General features: G+C 47.6%; 16 protein-coding genes and 4 pseudogenes. 5 read left to right on the forward strand and 15 right to left on the reverse strand.

Annotation, left to right across the window (positions count from 1 at the left end):
• Positions 1-26 precede the first annotated feature (26 nt).
• The 10 genes and pseudogenes from JK208_RS13350 to JK208_RS13395 all read right to left on the reverse strand — a co-directional run bounded on the left by JK208_RS13350 (position 27) and on the right by JK208_RS13395 (position 9169).
• The gene (locus JK208_RS13350) at positions 27-959 is read right to left on the reverse strand and encodes an AEC family transporter (protein WP_086649673.1); all 933 of its coding nucleotides are present in this window, start codon (positions 957-959) and stop codon (positions 27-29) included.
• Entirely contained in the window at positions 953-1828 is an 876-nt protein-coding gene (citG, locus tag JK208_RS13355) for a triphosphoribosyl-dephospho-CoA synthase CitG (RefSeq protein ID WP_099287729.1), read from the reverse strand. The genes JK208_RS13350 and citG overlap by 7 nt, the downstream gene beginning before the upstream one ends.
• Positions 1825-2358, reverse strand: coding sequence for a citrate lyase holo-[acyl-carrier protein] synthase (gene citX, locus JK208_RS13360; RefSeq protein ID WP_077804036.1), 534 nt, complete (start codon positions 2356-2358; stop codon positions 1825-1827). The genes citG and citX overlap by 4 nt, the downstream gene beginning before the upstream one ends.
• 25 nt (positions 2359-2383) lie before the next feature.
• Positions 2384-3901 carry a citrate lyase subunit alpha gene (gene citF, locus JK208_RS13365; protein WP_077804035.1) on the reverse strand — a complete coding sequence of 506 codons (1518 nt, stop codon included), beginning with the start codon at positions 3899-3901 and terminating at the stop codon, positions 2384-2386.
• Positions 3902-3912: 11 nt separating this feature from the next.
• A complete protein-coding gene (locus JK208_RS13370) occupies positions 3913-4779 on the reverse strand; it encodes an aldolase/citrate lyase family protein (RefSeq protein ID WP_077804034.1) in 867 nt (288 codons plus the stop codon).
• Positions 4776-5072, reverse strand: a complete 297-nt coding sequence (citD, locus tag JK208_RS13375; RefSeq protein ID WP_077804033.1) for a citrate lyase acyl carrier protein — start codon at positions 5070-5072, stop codon at positions 4776-4778. Before citD ends, JK208_RS13370 begins: the two co-directional genes overlap by 4 nt.
• Positions 5062-6132: a [citrate (pro-3S)-lyase] ligase gene (gene citC, locus JK208_RS13380; RefSeq protein ID WP_086649678.1), complete on the reverse strand. Its 1071-nt coding sequence runs from the start codon at positions 6130-6132 to the stop codon at positions 5062-5064. The genes citD and citC overlap by 11 nt, the downstream gene beginning before the upstream one ends.
• Positions 6133-6146: 14 nt before the next feature.
• On the reverse strand, positions 6147-6608 hold the full coding sequence (locus JK208_RS13385; protein WP_077804031.1) for a lipocalin-like domain-containing protein: 462 nt from the start codon (positions 6606-6608) through the stop codon (positions 6147-6149).
• A 251-nt stretch (positions 6609-6859) separates the two neighbouring features.
• A pseudogene (locus tag JK208_RS13390) lies at positions 6860-7378 on the reverse strand (transposase); the annotation flags it as partial.
• A gap of 105 nt (positions 7379-7483) precedes the next feature.
• Positions 7484-9169, reverse strand: coding sequence for an alpha-keto acid decarboxylase family protein (locus tag JK208_RS13395; RefSeq protein WP_077804030.1), 1686 nt, complete (start codon positions 9167-9169; stop codon positions 7484-7486).
• 104 nt (positions 9170-9273) lie between these two features.
• Between JK208_RS13395 and JK208_RS13400 the strand changes: the two genes are divergently transcribed.
• From JK208_RS13400 to JK208_RS13410, 4 genes and pseudogenes are all read left to right on the forward strand, one after another.
• Positions 9274-10176: a LysR family transcriptional regulator gene (locus tag JK208_RS13400; RefSeq protein ID WP_077804029.1), complete on the forward strand. Its 903-nt coding sequence runs from the start codon at positions 9274-9276 to the stop codon at positions 10174-10176.
• 121 nt (positions 10177-10297) lie between these two features.
• Positions 10298-10417: pseudogene (locus JK208_RS13405) on the forward strand (transposase); the annotation flags it as partial.
• Positions 10418-10504: 87 nt separating this feature from the next.
• Positions 10505-10636: pseudogene (locus tag JK208_RS15920) on the forward strand (IS701 family transposase); the annotation flags it as partial.
• 61 nt (positions 10637-10697) lie between these two features.
• A pseudogene (locus JK208_RS13410) lies at positions 10698-11306 on the forward strand (IS5 family transposase); the annotation flags it as partial.
• Between the two features lie 106 nt (positions 11307-11412).
• Here the strand turns inward: JK208_RS13410 and JK208_RS13415 are convergent.
• The 4 genes from JK208_RS13415 to JK208_RS13430 form a co-directional block, all read right to left on the reverse strand.
• Complete coding sequence (locus tag JK208_RS13415; protein WP_077804027.1) at positions 11413-11709, reverse strand: DNA-binding transcriptional regulator; 297 nt, start codon at positions 11707-11709, stop codon at positions 11413-11415.
• Complete coding sequence (locus tag JK208_RS13420; RefSeq protein WP_015075038.1) at positions 11706-12047, reverse strand: type II toxin-antitoxin system RelE/ParE family toxin; 342 nt, start codon at positions 12045-12047, stop codon at positions 11706-11708. The genes JK208_RS13415 and JK208_RS13420 overlap by 4 nt, the downstream gene beginning before the upstream one ends.
• A 519-nt stretch (positions 12048-12566) precedes the next feature.
• Positions 12567-13712 (reverse strand): hypothetical protein, encoded by a 1146-nt coding sequence (locus JK208_RS13425; protein ID WP_077804026.1) that lies wholly within the window; start codon positions 13710-13712, stop codon positions 12567-12569.
• Positions 13712-14206 (reverse strand): DUF4365 domain-containing protein, encoded by a 495-nt coding sequence (locus JK208_RS13430; protein ID WP_077804025.1) that lies wholly within the window; start codon positions 14204-14206, stop codon positions 13712-13714. The genes JK208_RS13425 and JK208_RS13430 overlap by 1 nt, the downstream gene beginning before the upstream one ends.
• Positions 14207-14595: 389 nt before the next feature.
• On the opposite strand from JK208_RS13430, the gene JK208_RS13435 reads away from it, so the two are divergent.
• Positions 14596-15267 (forward strand): hypothetical protein, encoded by a 672-nt coding sequence (locus tag JK208_RS13435; protein ID WP_077804024.1) that lies wholly within the window; start codon positions 14596-14598, stop codon positions 15265-15267.
• Between the two features lie 246 nt (positions 15268-15513).
• Here the strand turns inward: JK208_RS13435 and JK208_RS13440 are convergent, their stop codons facing one another.
• A complete protein-coding gene (locus JK208_RS13440) occupies positions 15514-16830 on the reverse strand; it encodes a glycoside hydrolase family 28 protein (RefSeq protein WP_077804023.1) in 1317 nt (438 codons plus the stop codon).
• Positions 16831-16892: the final 62 nt, after the last annotated feature.

The following is a 16892-nucleotide window of genomic DNA, read 5'->3' on the forward strand; positions in this document are numbered from 1 at the left end:
GTAATAATTGCCAAATCTTTATTTATTCACGATGTGAGAGCTATGAGTGCTCCCATCGTGAATATGGACACCACTGTAGAAAAGAATACGGTTGATGCGGCCTCTCTCTCACCTTTTTTAATTTGATTTGATAAAATCACTATCACTGATGCTGAAGGCATAGCAAATGTTAATACTGCTTCCCTTAAGTAAAAAGGAGAAAGGTGTGCAGCAATAGCTAACCCCCATGCGACCATAGGTGCTGCGATATTTCTGAAAAATACCGATGTAATGACCATCTTGTTGATCATTGGTTTCATAAGGCAAAGTAAAATGCCAGCTGCGAACATCGCAGCTCCGCCAGTTGTCTTTCCAAGCATTATGAAAGAAATATCAAGTAATCTTGGAATCGGAATACCTGATAAAACCCAGATAAATGCGCAGAGTGGTGCTAAAACGACAGGTTGTTTTAGCGCATTTTTCAAATGAGAAACCCAATTCTCGCCATTCCCCATAGTCTCCTTATTGTCACTAGACAGTAAAAAAAATACTACAGGAATAAGAATAACATTTATTGTTAAGCTCGCCAAAGAAACGGCAAGCGCACTTTTCCCACCGAAAAGAAATCCCAAAACAGCAGATCCCACAAATGGGACCGACGGATTTCCGATAGCCAAAGCCTGAAGTGTCGCAAGCGACACTGATCGCTTAAAAACAAAACGCGAAATCCAATAGGTTATAAAAAAGCTGCCAATCATCCAGAAAATAATAATTGCTGCAAAACTACCAGAATGTAAAATTTGCGTACGATCAATTTTAGAAATTCCAACAAATAAATCCATTGGAAGTGCAAATTTAAGTACCATTCGATTTATCGCAGTTGCTTGATCGCGATCAAACATACCCATAGAAGCACCGAGATATCCGAGCATCATCGATACTACAATCGGGAAAATAGCTCCGCAAATAATCTCTAACATACGCTCTCTCCATTCAAGAAATAACGCTCGAAATCAACAAGAAATAACATCACGGACAAAAGGTCGGCACTTCCACCTGGGCTGATATTCCGTGAAATAAATGCAGTATTCATCTCAGAAACCTCTGTTTCAAAATTTCCAAAACCTTTTTCCCGCAAAGTATTTAAAGCTTTTTTGGAGAAAACCTTAGCGTAGTTCAATCCATATATTCCGGATCTTGAAATAACATTTGTGTCATTATTGTTTGATATTAAAGAAATAAGCGAAATTAACTCGGATTCAACTGCGGAGTATCCATCGCACAAGGCATCGCGATAAGCGGGAAGCGCATAACGTTGAACGGTTAAGAAGCCAGATTCTGCTTCAGCTCGTGCACCACCGAAGCCGTATTGTCGATAAATAAGCTGCCCCGCTGTAGGGGGTGCGCATCTTTCATTTCCCGATCTTAAATCATTGTGCAATAACCCGTCGCAGATCCGGCTTACTTCGATGCAGACGTTTTCTATAGTACATTCCTGATTGTTAGAAATTAATCTTCCTGATGCACCACATAAAAGACCAAGAGCGAAAATCCCACCTTTATGGGTATTGACTCCATTAGTCGCGGAAAACATTGCATTTTCACATTTCACGCCGACTTTACGCAAATCATTAAGCGCCTCTTTCGAAGACGTCGACGCACAGCCGGATTCATAAAATAACGAAAAAAAAGGACTTATTGCATCTATGCTCTCTAAAAATAGAGCATGATCCATATCTGAATGGGCACCGTTATCAAAACGATCGACCAGCCCTGGCTTAGGCGAAAGATTAATTTCTTTAAGCAAAGCACATCGTGCTATTTGGGATATCTTCTCTGACGTAATCAATTTTTTTTCTCCTTTTCGAAGAGAAAAAAAATCCGCTTCATCTCTCTACGAAGGTCCTCTATGGAGTGTTTTCTACTTCTCGCACAATTCATTGCAATATCGGAACACAAAAGACATCTACGCGCAGGGAAATCAAAATTTTCTCTAGAAAGGGAAAATTGATCTGGTGCGATAACATCCAGATCCCACAACCTGCCGAGAGGATGCGTTTCCTCTAATAGCATAGTCATTTTCTTGATATCGATTTGAGACAAAGCCGATACCACAAAAATCGCCTCCGGCCCCGACGAGCTTACACTTGCTTCTTCCAGCAAAACACGTGAGCCCGAACTTTTAACAGTAGAGCAAATACTCTTACGCGCTTCGGAAAATATTTCCATTATGATAGGAGAACATTTATCACTCCCTGGAGAAACAACCGTTACCGAAATAATCGGGCGTTCGAAGCGTCTCAAAATAAATAACTGCCTGCGAGCGCGCTCTTCGCGCGCTCGCAGGATAGAATCAAAAATCTCAGGACCTTCTGTCATTTCATCAGGTCTCCGCGCTATCGTCTTACGACGCAACCTGACGAACGATATCCATCACACTTCCATCGCGATAGCGGACTACAGCAACTACTTTATCTGTGTACTGAATAGGATCAGGTTTTCCGGCGAGGAGAATAGCTTTTTTCTGAAGCTCCTCAATAGTTGTAACAGGAAGTCTCGCATCTACGAGGCGTTTTTTGAGATCTACATTATTCGGATTAACGGCGATCCCATGATCCGTCACCACTACGTCGACAGTTTTTCCTGGTGTGACCACCGTATTCACACAATCAACAATACAGGGCATTCTTGCTCGAAGAAGAGGCGTAACAATAACCGTCAAATTTGCAGCTGCAGCAACGTCACAATGCCCGCCAGAAGCCCCACGTAGTACGCCATCTGAGCCAGTTAGCACGTTAACATTAAAATCGGTGTCTACTTCAAGCGCACTTAGCAAAACAGTATCTATACGATCGACGTATGCACCCTTTGACGAAGGATTTGCATATTCATTCGCGGAAATTTCGGTGTGAGCTGGGTTATCTCTTAATGACTGAGCTGCGTCGACGTCAAAGGACTGTACATCAGCAATCGCTTCAATCATGCCTTTTTTTAACAAATCAACGATAGAACCCGTTACACCGCCAAGCGCAAAACTGGCTTTAATATTCTTTTCAATCATCTTCTCTCCCAAGAAGATGGTAGTTGCAGTTGCAGCACCACCGGATCCTGTTTGAAGAGAAAATCCTGCTTTGAAATAACCTGAATTCTCAATGACAGATGCCGCAATTCGTGCCAGCAACAGATCTCGAGGGTTTTTTGTAAGCCGAGCTGCGCCAACACTGATGAGAGATGGGTCTCCTACTTCGTCAACCTGCACAACCGCGTCTACCTGGTCTTGAGAGAGGCTTGCTGGATAATTCGGAAATTCCACTATATCTTGTGTTAAGACCGCAACATAGCGTGCGTATGCAGCGTCAACCTTTGCATACCCCAACGATCCACAGCTTAGCTCACCATGACTTCCATTCGCATTTCCAAACTCATCTGATGATGCAACGCCCAGAAAAGCCACATCAATTGAAATTTCGCCCGTTTGAATAAGATGAACACGCCCACCATGAGAATGAATCTGAACGGGTGTGTTCATGATCCCCTTAGAAATAGCTTCTCCCAACTCACCACGCAGGCCTGACGTAAAGATTTTCGCAATCACGCCCGATTTAATAAATTCAAGAAGTCCATCGTGACAATTCAACAGCGAACTGGGAGCAATGGTGAGATCTTTAAAGCCCATTTCGGCAAGTTTTTTTACAACCTGCAAAACTACTTTATCGCCTTCGCGAAAGGCATGATGAAAAGAAATCGTACCGCCATTCTTTAGACCTGAAGACTTTATAACGTCCTCAAGAGAAGGCTTTAACTTACGCTTCTGTTTCGTCGTAATGTCTTCCAGCTGCGGAGAATTAGCGAAAACTCCTTTAAAAGCTGGGATATTATTCTTTGCCGCATAATCTTCGGCTGCTTTTTTATTGTAAGCCATTTCTTTCCTCCTCAAGAATGTTCAGCTAGGAGAAGTACACGCTGCGCTTCATGCACAACCGGCGGATCAATCATTTTTCCATCAAGTGAAATGACCCCAAGACCTTTTTTTTCGGCATCTTCAGCTGCCGCGACAACTTTTCTAGCGTGATCGACATCTTTCTGGGCCGGAGCATATGCTTTGTGTAAGAGCTCGATTTGGCGAGGATGAATCAGCGATTTCCCGTTATACCCAAGATTTTTTGCAATCTCGACTTCGCGTAAAAATCCCTCTTCATCATTGACGTTTCCATAAGCGACATCGAATGCGTCAATTTTTGCTGCTCGGGCAGCATGCAGTACTGCAGCTCGTGCGTAAAATAGCTCGGGCTCACTGCCTGAGCTCCGGGAGGTCTGCATGTCAACCAAGTAATCAAAACCCGCCAAAGCAATTGCCACCATACGCGGTGTCGATTTTGCAATGGCGACTGAGTTTACGACGCCACAAGCAGATTCAATAGCGGCCATAATTTTTGTATCGCCGATTGTGCGTCCACAATCTTTTTCAATTTTTGCGATACGTTGCTCGAGCTCTTTGACTTCTTCTACAGTTTCTGTTTTAGGCAAGCGAACAATCTGCACACCTGCTCTTACGGCCATATCAAGATCGTCTTCCCAAAACGGCGTTTCTACCCCGTTAATGCGAACAACAGTTTCAATATCGCCATACAAGTTTTCTTTTAATGTATTGAATACCAGAAAACGTGCACTATCTTTTTCTGTCAAACTCACTGAGTCTTCCAGATCAAACATCACTGAATCAGGTTTGTAGATATATGAATTAGACAACATTCCAGCGTTAGCTCCTGGAATGAACATCATACTACGGCGAAGTCTCATGACAGATCTCCAAATTTTACGGTTTTTTCGTCAGAAGCCCGGTAAACAGCGGCTTCAACACGCGCTCTGATTACACAGTCCAACGCACCCTGATCTCTCACGTCAACTACTGCTGACAAAACACCGCATTTTGTGAGTGTATCTTTGACTGTTTTTCTGATCGAAGAACCGAATTGTTTTTCAACTTTACTCTGCACAATCAATTTTATTTCTTGAGAATCATGGGGATTAATTACCACCATGACATCACTAGACTCTAGCGTGCCTGCGATACCACGTTTGTTAATTTTCATGACACGATTTCCTTTCTTCTTTTTCATTCACAAAGAATTTGTTGAGATATAGATATGTTGACTTTGGAACCAAATCCGCAGTTTCTCTATATCTATTTTCCTGAATTAGGCTTCTTACACGAGAAGCCGATACAGCTATATCTTGAAATTTTACTCTTTCTATCTCTTTTAATTCGATTTTCTTATCTGAATAAGAGCAATCTTCTAAGAACTTCTTCAAAACAACGTTGTACATAGCTGTTGTTTTGTCCGTTGGCTCTGTCCCAACATACCTGATATTTATATTTAATGATGGCGCGATATATTTCCGAAACATTAAGGCATCGATTGCAGATGCTTGTTCCGTGATTTCTTCGTCCTTTTTAAGAAAATATTGAGGAAATGTTGCGTGAGAAATAATATAATCAGAACCCTCATGAACAACGACATTTCTTAAATCGGAAACTCCGTCTCTGACGAGAGTGAGGCGAGTGTCATACGAAAAAAAGGAGACATCTTCTCGTACTAGAAAAACATGTACCCAATCACACTCTTTAGACGCCTGCTCTACCAAATATCGATGGCCATTTGTGAAAGGATTAGCATTCATTACTATGCTTCCTATACGCTCTCCTGCCCTTAAGGTTGATTTCAAAGTATCAAGATAATATTCTAACTGCGTAGAATCATAATCCATAAACGAGACTACATTTGGAATTTCAACTAGGGACTTAAATCCCCATCCATCAAAAATCCTAGAATTTATATATTTTGTGAATAAAAAAAGGTCATCGTAACCTTTAGACAATCCTTGCATTATAACTTCTGTACCAAGGCGCACACTCAGACCAGAACCACGAAGCTGCTTGTCAACGCAAACACATTTAACAACATTCTTGTCCAATCCAGCACAAGCGACAATCCGTTCATTATCCTGGCTCAAGGCAACTACGAACGTCGTAACTTGATCATCGATACGCAGATCCCCGGTCGCTAAAAAATCGATGATATCGTGTTTCTTTCTTTCAAGGTCAGATCCCGAAAGAAGAGAAATCGAAATATCATCTGAGTTCCGATACATATCGATAACTGTTTCTAGTGTGCACGGACGAATTTAATGATACTGCGCGACATTTGATCTTTTGCCCAATTAGGCATTTTTCGCCACGGAGTCACAACCTGAGCTGTATCACCCTCAATTTTGACAGTACGACGCTGTTCCGTACCCACCCATTCAGGAGCCCATGCAGTTTGTACCGTCGTGACCCACTGATTGCCTTCAATACGATAGCGACCAATATAAGCAACCAAAGTTTGCATTAAACGAGAGCGTTCCGCATCGCTATGCGCCGGCTCCCGGCCGGTGCCCTCAAGGTTAAAGGCAATCCAACCATCGTTTGTAAAAATCACTCGACCACGGGGGTGGTCACCCATTGCGTCTATAAATTCACCCGTGGCCTGCAATTCCACTTGGTAAGAAACAAGTTGCCACGTTCCAATGATTTGCTCCGCAAGCTCCATTGACGGTGTTTCCTTCACATGAAGTGAGTTTTTCATTCCTACCCCGTGATATTTACTGCCCTTCTTTCATTCAACTTAATACATCCCCCTATGTATTCTAGATCTAATTGACGTAAATAACTATTACGTTTGACGTAATTAATTTCTATTTTAATAATTGAATGTCTTTCTACAAATTTGTGAGGCGTCCCATCAATACCAAGGAATGCTGCGACTGATTCATCCCTGAATAGAGTTAGCCTGGTTTTTTAGACTGAAGGCTACGCTAACCCAGCCTGATAGCCCTTTTGGAAATTCACGGATGAGCGTTTCGCGCGCAGCATGGCTTTCTTAGCGTTGGTATGGTGCGACTTTGTAGCTGCGACCAGCGTTGCATCCAGGATCTGGCCTGATATCGGCAAATAGTCGGCGTTGCGCAGGATTGCGTTGAAGCGCTCAAACAGCCTTTCAATGGCTCTCGCCTGTGTCAGGCGTTCACGGAACAGCCAGACTGTTTTGGCATCCGGCACTCGATCTGAAAGCTCCAGACCAAGGAAGCGCATGAGCGACAGGCGGGCGTTGATCAGATATTCCGTCCGTTCATCAGACAAATTGTTCAGCGTCTGGATCACCAGGATCTTGAACATTAACACGGGATCAAACGGGAGACGACCGCCCTTGCTTCCACCTAAATAGGCCAGAGCCTTTTCCAGATCAGGGCAGAAGACCTCAAAATCCACAGTCCGGGGAAAAGCTTCGAGTTGATCACCAAGCCCATTCAGGCGGGCAAGTCGCTCTGCAACATCAAAAAAACACGGCTGCTTCATGATCCATGCCCAAATCAACTCGGGGGAAATGGAATCACAAAGGCAGCCTCAAAACCAAAGAGTTTTCGAACCCTTCAGTTAATCTACAAGATGAATTTCCTATACTCAGACAGGCTTACGGGAATTCGCAGCTGCAACAAATTTACCCCACTGCACGAGCGTTTCGGTGCAATCGGTCTGATCAAGCTTACATTCGATCAATGTTGGCCCGCGCGTATTCTTCTTGGCCTTTTCAATGGCATCAGCCAGTTCTGCACCTGTCGTAGCGTGCAAGCCCAGTCCGTATTTACCACTTTCTACGCCGGGAACACCCTGGTTGAAGACCTGCATCAGAGCGGCATAGTCCCAGTTCTGGATATAATTATAGGGGCCGTCATGAATTTTGATCTCAATGACGTAACCAAAATTATTGATAAGGAAGATGATAACCGGCAGTTCGTAACGAACCATCTGCGCCACTTCCTGTGCCGTCAGCTGGAACGAGCCATCGCCAACCATCAGAACATGCTGACGCTCAGGAGCAGCCAAGGCATTACCGAAAATAGACGGTACAGACCAGCCGATATGTCCCCACTGCATTTCCGACTCAACTTTAGCACCCTCAGGCAGATGCATGCGTGTTGCATTGAACCAGGAATCACCGGTCTCGGCGTATAGCGTTGTGTTGCCATCAACCAACGCATTGATCTGACGGGTCATCTCATCATTAGTGAGCGGCTTGGCAGCGTCAACAACTGGCAACGCAACGGGAGTATACGGCTTCACCAGAGAGGCAGGCTTACTGGACACCCGCTCCGTCAGAGCAGCCACAAATTCCTTCAAACGGAAACCTTCAAAAGTCTTTCCGCTCACCGTGACACGACCCGGGTCCACTTCAAGCACACGCTCTCCACGCACGGAATCCCGCCAACCGACAGTCGAATAATCATTCCAGACCGGGGCCAGAGTGATAACAGCGTCAGCGCTCTTGATGACATCTTCAACGCCAGGGCTGCTGACCTCCCCCCAATAAACTCCGCGGAAACCCGGATGCGCTTCAGAAAAAAAGCTCTTGGCCGCAGCCATAACAGTCACAGCACAACCAAGCTTGTCTGCGAGAGCCACTGTTTCAGTGAGTGCCTCACAAGAGCGTAGCTTGCTCCCGACAAGAATGGCAACATTCTGCGCTTTTTCAAGAAACGCGAGACTTTCTTCGATCGCCGCTTTGAGGCTAACTTCGTCTGCTTCCAGGTGCGACAGAAGCGACGAGACCGGACCTGGTCGAACGCAAGGCTGACTCGCAACGTTACAGGCGATTTCTAGATAAGCTGGCTTCTTCTCGCGCAGTGCGGTCCGAATGACGTGATCGATTTTTGCAGGTGCAGTGTCTGCCGAGGTGATGCTCTCAGCCGCACACGTAACGTGCTTCACCATCTCCATTTGATAATTATAATCTGTCGTGCCGATCGTGTGGTGCAGGACATGGCCCGACCCATGATCATTAGAGTTCGGCGCACCAGAAATCAGAATAACGGGAAGATTTTCAGCATAAGCCCCACCCAGGCCATTCATTGCTGAAATTGCACCGACACTAAACGTCACGACAGCAGCAGCAGCACCATTTTCGCGTGCATAACCTTCTGCCGCAAAGCTGCAATTCAACTCATTGCAGTCATAGATCTGCTTCATACCGCCATGCTCAATCAGTTGATCAAGCAGGATCAAGTTGTAGTCACCAGCAACAGCAAAATGGTGCTTCAAGCCGATTTGCGTTAGCCGCTCAGCCAGATAATGCCCAACAGTGAAAGCCATAACTCAGTATCTCCAACAAAAATTCTTCGGACAGAATGGAGGCCCCCTTTTCAAACGTCCAATATATATTTTGACTGATTGTCATACGTGTATCATATGGATATATGGACCTTCGTCACCTACGCTATTTCGTGGCCATCGCAGAGCATGGCAGCTTCACAAAAGCTGCGGAGACGCTTCGCATTGAGCAGCCTCCTCTCAGTCAGCAGATCAAATCCCTGGAAACAGAACTGGGAGTGCAACTCTTTATACGGTCCAAACGTGGAGCCGCATTGACGGATTTTGGAGAGCAGCTTTTTGAAAAAGCCCAGACAATTTTGCGTCTTGAGCAGCAATTTCACCTTCTAGCCAGGGGATTGTCCCTCGGTGAACAAGGACGCCTCAGGATCGGCATGGCAGGTGCCGTCGCACTTCTTCCTCTGATACCCAAAGCCATACGGGCATTTCGTGAGCAGTGGCCGGATATTGTGATTACACTCGAAGAAAGTAACACTCCTGCTCTCTGTGAGGCCTTACGGGAGCGCCGGGTGGATCTCGCCATTGTGCGTCCACCAGCGCCAGATCCGGACATTGCACTCCATCCCCTCTTTGATGAACCAACCCTGATCGCCATCCCAAAAGGCCATCCACTGTCCAAACGCCACACCCTCAGATTGATTGATGTAGCAAAGGAACCATTTCTTATTTTTGATCGATCACTCGGTCCCGGTTTCTACGATGCTATTATCTCGGCCTGTCAACAAGCCGGCTTCACTCCGCGTTTCGGACAAGCTGCCCCTCAGATCGCTGCAACAATCCCGATGGTTGCAGCTGGGCTAGGTGTTGCGATTGTCCCTGCCTACTTAAGTCAAATCCATGCCGATGGCGCAACATTCCATCCAATTTCAGGACCCTCACCTCGAGCCAGCATCTCTCTTGCCACTCTGGAAACAGAGTTGACTGGTCCAAGCGCCAACTTTCATCAAATTCTTCTTACTGCAGGAGATAATAATCAAATTCTAACTTAAGAGCCTGGCCGAAAATGAATTGCGCAATTCCAGTGGTTTGTGATTCCTCGGTCTTTGCAAAGAAAAGGAGTGAATTGTGGCCTAGACTGAACTCACCCGTCGTCAGTATCGTCGCGATGATCTGACCTATGAAAGCGATCTACGCGATCGGAAATGGGCGCTTCTGGTTTCTCTGATGCCGTTCAGAAGAACGGAACTCTGGCGGGTTGTTGAGGCGGTACTGTACATCGTCTCGACGGGATACTAGCACTACTTTGGCAGAAGTATATTTTTTAGGATTCCCATGGGGCTGATTGCGTGATTCATGGTGAGCCAGCTTTGACGGAGGCTGGCATTGGAAGAAGACTGGCAAGCGGATCTTGAGCAATGGCTCGTCCCGTATCTGGAAGGTCTTGGTAACAAGACGCGGCGTAAAATATGCCCGGCCTATATCGCAGGTCTGATCGGGCCAGGAGATCGGCTTTGTTGCATAAATGGCGTGCGGGGATTTCGGTTTTGCCTTGGGTTTATTATCTGAGGGGATGAGTGCAGTGACCCCCACGCGCTACCGCACGACGAACTGGTCTTCCTATAATGCGGCGCTGAAAAAGCGTGGCTCCCTGACGGTGTGGTTTGACCCATCCATGCTTTGGGAGGGCATGGCGACGGGGCGTCGGGGACGGCGGCAGAGTTATAGCGATGCTGCGATACAGACCTGCCTGACGCTGAAAGTCCTGTTCGGTTTTGCACTACGGCAGACGACGGGTTTTGTTGAAAGTCTCCTACACCTGGCGGGACTGCCGTGGTCTGTTCCAGATTTCAGTACGCTGAGCCGCAGACAGGAAAGCCTGACGGTCGATATCCCCTATCGTGGTTCGAACGGCCCACTTCATCTTTTGATCGACAGCACCGGGATCAAGGTCGAGGGAGAAGGTGAATGGCACACCCGCAAACATGGCGGTTCGAAGCGTCGGATCTGGCGTAAACTTCATATCGGGATCGACGAAGGATCAATGGAAATCAGAGCCGTAGACATGACAAGAAACACTGTCGGTGATGCTCCGGTTCTGCCCATGCTTCTTGAGCAGATCCCTGAAGATGAAGACATTGTCAGTGTCACGGCTGATGGCGTGATAGAAAATTCGTCATGTAGAAGAGAGGCATGTCCATTTTATTGATTTTTCTACTCTAAACCGGACATGCCGCTTCCCCCCCCATATCGGTCGTCTGAATGAGCGTGTCGGGACCTGTGTTTTCTCAACGAACGGCAGCAAGCAGCTCACTCACTAACGACGGTCGCTTATCCAACATCGCCAGCAAAACCTGAGCCGGTCCGGTTGGCTGACGACGGCCATGCTCCCAGTTCAGAAGGGTCCCCTTGGCGACCCCGATGCTTCTGGCAAACTGGGCCTGAGAGAGTCCGGTCCGGGTTCTGATGGCCGCCACGTCAACCGACGGAACACGCACCTGGTGGGTCACACAGTCGTCGGCCGGAGCGTCCGAATAGGCAAGAGCCTCATTTAGCCCCTGCAGAATGCTGTCATAAGCGCTCATGATGGTTCTCCGTATTTCGCAACAAGCGTCTTGCTCAACTCTACCAGGGCGGCCTGTTCAGATCGCGTCAGATTGTCTTTCTCGTTTTTGGCAAAAACAGTCAGGAGAAACAGAGGCATCTGTCTTCCACCAAAAACGTAGAGAGTTCTGTACCCTCCCCTCTTCCCACCATTCTCGCGGGAAAAGCGGACCTTTCGCAGACCGCCGCCTAAAGAAAGGCCAGCATCTGGCATCGCAGCGAGCATGTTAATCAGAGCCATACGATCGTCGTCTGACATCAGGGCTTTTGCCCGCTTTATGAATTCAGGCAGTTCGACAACGGTCTGCAGCTTTGACATTCACAATGGAATATATGCCAATAGCATATACGTCAACGGCGTATAATTCAAAGAGGCGAGCGGTATGGCGTGTATCCAGACAAAGAGCACCCCAGAAACTGCACGAAATCTCCAAAACCGGCAGTTTTCCGCCATAAAACCTATGTCCGTTTTTTCTTATTATCGGACATAGGGTAGAATGCATAAAATCCTCCCCAAAAGGCCCTTCCGATGTGCTGGCCTGAAGCCATCTTCAGTAGACAATGGCGCCTCGTGGAAAGTTGGTTCCATCGCTTCTGCCATGCCGGGTGTGAGGAATTATACCCCCGCACAGGCCTGCAATCCTTTATCGGTTTTGCGGCGGCTTTGGGGGGGGGGGAAGCCGACAGTCAGCTTTTGAGCAGTGGCTGGAGATAGCTGCCGTCCCGAAGACGATGGTGAAAGGGAGCCGTCGTCGGGATCAGCTGTTTTGCTCCCCAACGGAGGAGCGTCTGTACAATAATGGAACACAGATCAATGGTATGACTTTTGCAAAGGGGCCTAAGCCTCATCATCGCTATGGTCATTTGGAATGACATGCATACCTCTTGGATGTTCAAGAACCCATCTATGACCGGAGCGTACTAAATCTCCATGAATAGTCACCATCTGACGTGCTTCATGAGCACGTACAGCCTCTTCATAGTGATTAGAAGGTAAGGTCGTTTTTATAGACATCAATTGGTTGTCAATATACGCTTTCAGGGTAACACGACCACTATCAGAACCAAGCTGTCTGTCCAATCCTACGACAAAAGCTTCCAGATGCTCGTCGGGACGAGGCTCCATAGCCCGCAGCACTCTAGCAGCCTCACGAAATATTTCACCTTCTGCCTCTGAAAAGCTAATAACGCATCGTGCTTCTGGTGTTGGCCTTGTTCGTGCCCATGTGACGGATACTTCTAGGCCCTCGTTACGGGAAATCAGGATAGACAGAGCATCGCAAAGATTGGCGCTTACTCCATCCTGAATTGCTTGATGAAACGCACTGCTTCCACTCCCACGGACGATTGCTTCAGCGGCTCGACGGGAGGACGTGAGGGCTCCAACCAAGGTGCGTGTTACTTTTCGATCAAAGGGTTCTTCAGAAGGAAGAGGCCAAAAAGAAGCTTGGGTTCCTATGTCCAGAGCGGGTGGCACTGGAGCTAGTAATGATATGATAAAGCTGCCTTGCTCTGTTTGGCCAAGTTTTACTCTTTCCATATACTCAGAAGCGTCTTTAACCTTGCCAGCCCGGTAAGTTGCTCGCGGCTCCTTGGCCGCGCATGCTGCAGATAGAAGCAAATCTCGTCCTTGAATGACGAGTTCTACGCCTGCATCAATCGAGATTGCTCCATCACTATCCGCATATGGAGATCGTAAGCGGACAACATCTTTGTCTGCACTCACAAGATCTCGATAAATTTGCAACTCGTCCCGATTTTCTTGCTTTGATAGCAATCGCAGGATATCACTAACAATTGTAGGATAATCTGCAAGATTGTCTGTACCAGGTAGAATTAACTCAGGTTTTCCAGCACATTCATATACGTCACTATGCTGGCCGTAACTATCGGTACGATACCAACCTTCTGCTCTCACATAAGCGACCATCGCGGTCGGTGAGACAGCTTTCAAAGCCTCTAAATCTATAATTTTTGTTTTCATCAAACGGTACCGCTTCGTGATCGGTCCATTAGGAGGCGTAGCGATTGAATGTGGAATCTATTTGTTGTCGGTATGTAAATGGTTTGTCCGGTTGCATTTTCACAATCCGGGTAACCACGAAGTGACATCCAGTAAGCACAGTGCCTGATCACTAATTGATCACTGGAGAGATTTATCCAATCTTCCCTATTTTTCGGTAGTTTCATAACTAGTAGTAATCTTGGTGTTTGTGTCGCTATGTTCAACAGGTTATAATTTCTTTTTCGGCAGAAATAAGAGATCGTCTCAGCGCTATCATCGATATTTATGCTTGCCTTTAATTGTAAATCTATTTTTGGTCGAAACGAGTCTCCGGCTTCGATAGTTATGTCGATACCATCACGGTCAAAATTCTTATGAGCCACTACGTAGCCTGCCATGCTGGCTACGGCAGTCACGTAAGCTTGGGAAAGCGCTTCTTCAATATCGGTATCTGCAAGAAGGGTATCGGGCATGGTGTCATAGTTAGTGACATGGGAGTATTGTTTCTACAAGAAATTATCTTCCTTCACTGAACCGTCCCAGGATCGGTGAAGACCGGCTCCTTGCGCGTCCTGAGCCACTTCCGCTTCGAGGAAGCGGCCTGGCCGTGCCACGGCGTCCGAGAAGTAGGCGGAAGGAGCCATCCCCCAACGATCTGGGTAGTCTGTTACGACTTAATTGCTTTTTAGCCTGCGAGGACGGAATTTTTTGCCTTGCGTTCGGCAAGGGATTCCAAGGGGCTGGAAAGCCCGGTGTCCGGCGAGTTATCCGCATATTCTGGAATTTTCCTATTGGCTTTCGGGTCGTATTTCTTACCTCCCACAAAGAGATTTAGTTTGTCGGTGCTAGATGGAGGATGTAATTGGAAAAAAACATAAAAGATGGTGACGCAGAACAACTACTGCCGCGGCAGATCAGGTTGGTTCAGTCCCTCGCTGATTTCCAGATGGCATGCAGTGCCATGGAATTTATATGTGAACTTGACGAAGATCGCCTCGTTACTCGCGTTGAGCGACGGCGCTATCGATGTTTTGAAGACACCGCTGTAATTGCCTATGGGCGCGCCTTCACAAATGCTAATAATTTGCCTTTGCTTAGTTTCAAACAGATCAAGATTAGCCCCAGCTCTGACGAACGTGCTCTGCATGAGCGACTGTTAGAGCGGCGCAACAAGGTCATAGCTCACTCCGATGCTGATCGGCAGCGCATTAGCTTCACAACCGAATGCTTCAGTTTGGAAAACAAGCTGGTAATGATGCCACGTTGGGACTTCGACGATGCGCTGGAATTTTTTGCTGAGCGGGAGGCGTTGGTTGCGTGGTTTGGCACCCTTATATCGGCGACTAGCAAACGTCTATTTGAACAAGTGCAAAGCATGTCGGAGATACGCTTCGTTCGTGATCATACTTTGATTGTAAGTTCCGTGCAGAAGAGGGCTAGGATTCAAAGGTACTATGTATTCGCCTACGGACTAAGATCACTAATTAATCGGGCACAAGGCCAATACGTTACCAAAATCCTAAGCCTCGCGTGAGGAAATGTAATAGATCACAGCGGGGTGTGAGCCACCTCTCGGCAGAAAGAAGTAATGCGGGTGTTGCTCGCCAATATCCCCAGCTACTTTATGATGGTCGTAACGGGGCTGCGTGTCCGGTCGTAAACGAAAGTCCGCTTTTAAGACGGGCTCCAAAGAGCTTGAGCGTCCGGCATGAGGCGATTACCGCCTGTCTGCTGTGTTTTTTCTGAGCCGACAGACGGTCAATCATGACGAGTAAAAAACTCATTCATGAACTCTTCTCTCATCCGTGCAGCGCAGATCTGATCCGTCAATATGCACACCAGGTCCACACTGAAGAACTGGAGGCGTCTGGACTGTAAGCGTGATTCCAGAGGCACTTCCGCTAACATGACTAAGCTGAAGCCCAGTCCGGGCCGACAGTCGAACATGTCTCAGAGTCAGCCGCTCCATCGGTGCCTCGGGCAAGCCCAACACGACGCCAGCCGTCTCGGCATCTGTCGCAGCTATATCTGTTATGGTGACATCATGAATATGCGGGGTCGTGGATGTTACCGGAGCAGCGGGATCGTTCATTAACGCAGTCTGCTGCATTCCCCCCGGCTGCCCTGCATAATAATCACTGATCGACAGCGGAACCCGGACATGGTCCATCGTCAGGTGTTCCGCACTAATCCAGCCAATATCTCCGCCGCGATCCCGCCCAGACTTAATCCGCAGTCCGGACAGCGTGCTCTGAAACGAGACGTCAGAAATTCTGATATGATGGGCCCCATTGGCCAGTTCACTGCCAATGGACAGACCGTGTCCTTCGCCAAAACGAGACTGTGTAATGCTAATATCGCTCGCAGCCCGGCCCGGCTGCATCAAACCGGACTTGATGGCGATGTTGTCATCTCCTGTCGCAATATCGAGAGTACTCATCGTGACATGATCCGAGGAGACAAGATCAATACCATCGGTATTCCGAGACGAGGCCGGGTTGCGGATCGTGAGATGATCGATCCTGATCTGACCGGAATCCCTCACGACCACCGTCCACATCGGAGAATTGGTCGCCATAACCCCTGAGATCCGTCCATGCTGCACATGCGAGAACTCAATCAGCCAGGGGCGTGGCATACCATTCGCAGCAGGAACTCCCGGATAGTCTGGCCCGTAAGGTAAAGGACCTGAGGTCTGCGTCTTGTGCGCCTGCACGGCTTGAGGCCACCAGACAGCAGCGCCATTTCCATCAATATGACCCTGACCAGTTATGGCTACGTCCTGAACGTCAATCGCAGAAATAAGGGCTTCACCGGGTTGCGCTGGATTCCCCAGAAAGGCCCAGTGGAAAAGATGAGTGTCCGAACTTCCCAGAAGGGTACTTCCCTTCTCTAAGTTCAGCGTGACGTGGTTTTTGAGAGATAAAGGGCCGCTCAACCATATTCCAGACGCCAACGACACCACACCACCGCCAGCCTCGCTACAGGCTGTAATGGCACGTTGAATGGCCGGACCGTCATTGGTGCGGCCATCATGCCGTGCACTATAAGTAACAGGATCACAGCGAGACGAAGCGGCATGACCGGTCATGGGCATGCACAACAACGCCGCGACCACTCCACCTAAAACGAGGCGCCTGTCTCTCATAGAACAGCTGC

Origin of the sequence: Gluconobacter sp. Dm-74, assembly GCF_018256135.1 — a bacterium.
Taxonomy (GTDB): Bacteria; Pseudomonadota; Alphaproteobacteria; order Acetobacterales; family Acetobacteraceae; genus Gluconobacter; species Gluconobacter cadivus.

What these genes read in the sequence shown, in the direction of transcription:
- citX (WP_077804036.1), bottom strand. Translation starts at nt 2,358, where the DNA reads ATGACAGAAGGTCCTGAGATTTTTGATTCTATCCTGCGAGCGCGCGAA.
- citD (WP_077804033.1), bottom strand. Translation starts at nt 5,072, where the DNA reads ATGAAAATTAACAAACGTGGTATCGCAGGCACGCTAGAGTCTAGTGAT.
- JK208_RS13440 (WP_077804023.1), bottom strand. Translation starts at nt 16,830, where the DNA reads ATGCCCATGACCGGTCATGCCGCTTCGTCTCGCTGTGATCCTGTTACT.
- JK208_RS13395 (WP_077804030.1), bottom strand. Translation starts at nt 9,169, where the DNA reads ATGGCTTTCACTGTTGGGCATTATCTGGCTGAGCGGCTAACGCAAATC.
- JK208_RS13415 (WP_077804027.1), bottom strand. Translation starts at nt 11,709, where the DNA reads ATGAGCGCTTATGACAGCATTCTGCAGGGGCTAAATGAGGCTCTTGCC.
- JK208_RS13425 (WP_077804026.1), bottom strand. Translation starts at nt 13,712, where the DNA reads ATGAAAACAAAAATTATAGATTTAGAGGCTTTGAAAGCTGTCTCACCG.
- JK208_RS13385 (WP_077804031.1), bottom strand. Translation starts at nt 6,608, where the DNA reads ATGAAAAACTCACTTCATGTGAAGGAAACACCGTCAATGGAGCTTGCG.
- citF (WP_077804035.1), bottom strand. Translation starts at nt 3,901, where the DNA reads ATGGCTTACAATAAAAAAGCAGCCGAAGATTATGCGGCAAAGAATAAT.
- JK208_RS13370 (WP_077804034.1), bottom strand. Translation starts at nt 4,779, where the DNA reads ATGAGACTTCGCCGTAGTATGATGTTCATTCCAGGAGCTAACGCTGGA.
- citC (WP_086649678.1), bottom strand. Translation starts at nt 6,132, where the DNA reads ATGTATCGGAACTCAGATGATATTTCGATTTCTCTTCTTTCGGGATCT.
- JK208_RS13430 (WP_077804025.1), bottom strand. Translation starts at nt 14,206, where the DNA reads ATGCCCGATACCCTTCTTGCAGATACCGATATTGAAGAAGCGCTTTCC.
- JK208_RS13400 (WP_077804029.1), top strand. Translation starts at nt 9,274, where the DNA reads ATGGACCTTCGTCACCTACGCTATTTCGTGGCCATCGCAGAGCATGGC.
- JK208_RS13350 (WP_086649673.1), bottom strand. Translation starts at nt 959, where the DNA reads ATGTTAGAGATTATTTGCGGAGCTATTTTCCCGATTGTAGTATCGATG.
- JK208_RS13420 (WP_015075038.1), bottom strand. Translation starts at nt 12,047, where the DNA reads ATGTCAAAGCTGCAGACCGTTGTCGAACTGCCTGAATTCATAAAGCGG.